This is a genomic window from Trichlorobacter sp. (assembly GCF_030247655.1).
GTDB lineage: Bacteria > Desulfobacterota > Desulfuromonadia > Geobacterales > Pseudopelobacteraceae > Trichlorobacter.
This window is the reverse complement of sequence record NZ_JAOTRZ010000260.1, coordinates 1-3,709: the sequence shown is the minus strand read 5'-3', so window position 1 is coordinate 3,709 and position 3,709 is coordinate 1. Positions and strand designations below refer to the sequence as shown.

At 48.6% G+C, this 3,709-nt stretch carries 5 protein-coding genes; all 5 read right to left on the bottom strand.

The window, feature by feature from the left end; genetic code table 11:
• The coding region (locus OEL57_RS15195; protein WP_300741617.1) for a hypothetical protein at window positions 1–211 on the bottom strand (211 nt) is incomplete at its 3' end.
• Window positions 212–274: 63 nt separating this feature from the next.
• Window positions 275–1,249 carry a GDP-mannose 4,6-dehydratase gene (locus tag OEL57_RS15190; protein WP_300741616.1) on the bottom strand — a complete coding sequence of 325 codons (975 nt, stop codon included), beginning with the start codon at window positions 1,247–1,249 and terminating at the stop codon, window positions 275–277.
• Window positions 1,246–2,040, bottom strand: coding sequence for a class I SAM-dependent methyltransferase (locus OEL57_RS15185; protein WP_300741615.1), 795 nt, complete (start codon window positions 2,038–2,040; stop codon window positions 1,246–1,248). Before OEL57_RS15185 ends, OEL57_RS15190 begins: the two co-directional genes overlap by 4 nt.
• On the bottom strand, window positions 2,030–3,163 hold the full coding sequence (locus tag OEL57_RS15180; RefSeq protein WP_300741614.1) for a glycosyltransferase: 1,134 nt from the start codon (window positions 3,161–3,163) through the stop codon (window positions 2,030–2,032). The genes OEL57_RS15185 and OEL57_RS15180 overlap by 11 nt, the downstream gene beginning before the upstream one ends.
• 8 nt (window positions 3,164–3,171) lie before the next feature.
• On the bottom strand, window positions 3,172–3,709 hold a 538-nt coding region (locus tag OEL57_RS15175), incomplete at its 5' end, for a polysaccharide biosynthesis C-terminal domain-containing protein (RefSeq protein WP_300741613.1).

Genomic DNA, 3,709 nt, shown 5'->3' with positions numbered 1-3,709 from the left:
GCTTTAAAATATCAGTTTTGAACAAAGTGCGGCCAACACCACGCAACCACCAGTTAGACGAGGGACGTGCATAGTTCAGGTGACGGATACAAAAACGTTCATGGTCAGTTGGCAGATCAGCGGCATACCGTTGATCACAAAAGATGGTGTAACGATGATCAGAATCAAGGCACTTGAGCATCTGCAGCAGGTTGCGAAGGTAGGTTTCCATCCCACCCATCCGGCCAGGTATAAAGCTTATGGCATTTAATCCTATATTCACGGTTAGCCAGCCTTAGCCCTGACGATGAAGCGCCAACTCTGCCGTCACCATCTCCGCAATAATCTCTGAAAGGCAGACGGTACGCTTCCACCCCAATACAGATTCAATTTTTTGGGGATTACCGCAAAGGCGCACCTTTTCTGTTGGCCGAAAGAACTGTGGATCAACCTGCACATAGTCCTCATAGGCGAGATCAAGGAAGGTAAATACCAGCTCAACAAACTCCCTGACCGTATGGGTTTCTCCGGTGGCCACAACGTAATCGTCAGGGGTATCCGCCTGCAGCATGAGCCACATCGCCTGCACATAATCAGGCGCATAGCCCCAATCCCGATGGGCGTCAAGGTTTCCAAGTGCAAGGGTTTTCTGGAGGCCAAGCTTGATCTTGACGGCTGATGAAACAATTTTTCGCGTAACAAATTCATAGCCCCGGCGCGGAGATTCGTGGTTATAAAGGATACCGGCACAACTGAAAAGACCGTATTGATCGCGGTAGTTTTTAACCAGATGGTAACTGGCCATCTTTGATATGCCATAAATTGAACGGGGATTAAAAGGCGTTGTTTCATCCTGCGGAGCAACGGCAACCGAGCCAAACAGTTCACTGGTACCGGCAAAATAGATTCTGCAACAGGGAGCAAACTCTCGCAAGGCTGCCAACAGGTAGTGGGTGTTATCAATGTTATTGTTCAGGATTGAAATCTCATCTTCAAATGAATAGCTGACAAAACTTGAGGCGGCCAGATGGTAGCACTCATCAGGTTCAATAGTCCTCACAACCTTTATCAACGAAAGCACGTTATCCAAAGAGGCCACATGCAGTTGGATACGATCAAGCAGATGGCTGATATTTTTTAGTTTATGTTCGCTATCTTCAATGGCAATCCGACGCACAACGCCATGCACCTCATATCCCTTTAACAGTAACAGCTCTGCCAGATACGATCCATCTTGCCCGGCAATACCGGTAATAAGAGCTTTTTTCAACTATTCCTCCTATCAAGCGTTAATCCGGTTGCCCGTGTAAAATCTGCCTGCAAAAGAGAGGGTCTCCCAAGCCAGGGTGCCAGCAACCGAGCGACTTTATGACGTGCAAGCAAACCAAATAACAGCTGCGAGTGTTGTTGTGTAGAGAACAGATGCATGCCGGAACCGTTTGTGTAAAATCTCCGCCCGAAACGCTCCGCAATCAGTTCAAGGGACCGCCGGGTATAGAAGGTAATATGCTGACCATGTTCCAGACCGTAATACCACCACTCTTGCGGTTTTGGAGCCGGTTCAGGCAACAACAGAGTCGTGCAGAGCATGTTGTCTGAAAAGCTGAACATCCGGTCAAACGCCTGAACCGGGAGTTCCAGATGTTCCAGCATTTCAAAAGCCGTTACCAGCTCAAACCTCTCATCGCCTGCAGTTGACTGACGAAACTGGCTGGCAAATAGATTCGTGCAATAGGGATCATGCCAGTAAAAATCAAACCCTGCATCTCGCATCAATCTAACCAGCAAACCGTATCCGCCAGCATAATCAAGAAACCGGCCTGCTGGGTTGAACAGCAGACGGATCAGCACCTTCACTATCCTGGACAGTTCCAGATTACGGGCAACCAGCCCCAAATCAGAACTGGTGATGGCCTGACTGTATGCCTCACTAAGCCAATGCGGGTTCTCAAGGGCAAGAGTTCCGCATTTGGGACAACGCAGAAAAACAGCTTGGTGCCGAGCCAAGACCGTGGCCTCTCCAAACAGAACAGTAGCCGAATCGCAGACACTACATAGCATGTAACGTCTCCTCAAGGGCCTGCCTGAACAAACGGGAATAACATTCCAGCGCATACTGTTGCTCAACAATCATGACGGCACGACGAGACTGTTCCGCCAGCTGCTGTGCTGTTTTGCGAGAGAGTTCCACCACCATATTTTCAATAGTCTTAATCCGGCAGTCGGGTAAGACCGTGGCATCATCAGCATCAAATCCACAAGCCTTGCTTACCACCGGGACCAAGCCAACCGACATGGCCGCCGTGACACTGCCGGACATACCTTCCGCACAGGAAGGGAGCAGCATCCATGCACAGCAGTTTGCAATGTCACGAAAACGGCTTGAGGTAATATCAAGAAAACCAACCGAATGAATATTGGGAGTATTGAACAGCTCGGTACAGTACAGTTCGCAGAAATCCTGCTCGCCCTTAAAACTGCTGCAGACATACAAGTGTAGCTCCGGATGGCGGGGAAAGATCTCAAGCAACAGATCAAGGCCTTTATGAACTTGACCACCACTGGCAAGAAACATGAAATTCAGGGGTGATCGTTTTGTATCCTCTGGAGCCATTCCTGAAATCCCCGTATTGGGTAACAGGAAGGTTCTGGGCAGGTGAAAATCATGATACGTATCCTGGGTCTGTTTATTCCCAATCAGGCAGAAGGCATTAAATCGTTCCAGCACCTCCGGCGGAAATGGGGCAGACTGACGCCGGGGAGCAAGTCGTACCCCCCTTCTGGCAAAAAGATCATCCAGACGGTCAGATTCTGCCCGGTTTGCAACCACCGGATTTGATCCGGTGATATAAGCGATCTTCCGGCAGCCCTGATTCAGGTACGGCAAATAAGGGCGATCAAAACCGGGGTGGATGTCAATCAGCAGATCATAGCCATGTCTCAGGCTGGGCTTTAGGTTGTCATAGTTGATAACATCAACGCAATAGCCCATCGAATCGACAATCCGTGCCATTTCACGGGCCTGCCACTGATTCTGATGCGCCGGATTCGGCTCTCCTCCATGTAAAAAAGGGGCAACCACATAACAAAGCAGACAACGCGGTGTGTGCGTTGAATGGCAGACATTCTCCAAGGTGCGACGACGCCCCAGGCGTTCAATAAGCTTCCTTGCCAGACGGATCACACACATCCTTAAACTTGAGTATCCTTCAGAACATCTCGCCTACTTAGCCTAAGAATTGCGGGGAGGAGCAAAATGGCATTTGTCTGCATCCTGAAAATATGCCTGGTTTGTCGACTAAGAAGGTTTATCGCATAACTAGCAATAACAAGTGCAAACAGGGTTGCATACGCAGCTCCAACTGCACCATATCGTGGAATAAATACGAGATTAAGTATAATATTCACCAACGCTCCCAATGATGTTGAGTAGAGTGATAAACGGGTAATATTTTCTACAGTCACCCAATACTCACGCACATGGCCGACCATAACAAAGATTCCAGACATGACATAAACCGATAAAACGATCGCAGCACCTGCATAGGCCTTTCCATATAGCAGCGTTATCACGGTGTTTGAAAATAGGCACAAAGGCAGGGCAAAAAGCCAGGAAGAAACCGCCATGCTGTCAAAAAGGCGCTGTAGATAGCTACTGTAAGCACTGGAGTTAACGTTTTTAACTGCTATAATTCCAGGATAAAGTGACTGCAGTAACATGGTAGGAAAT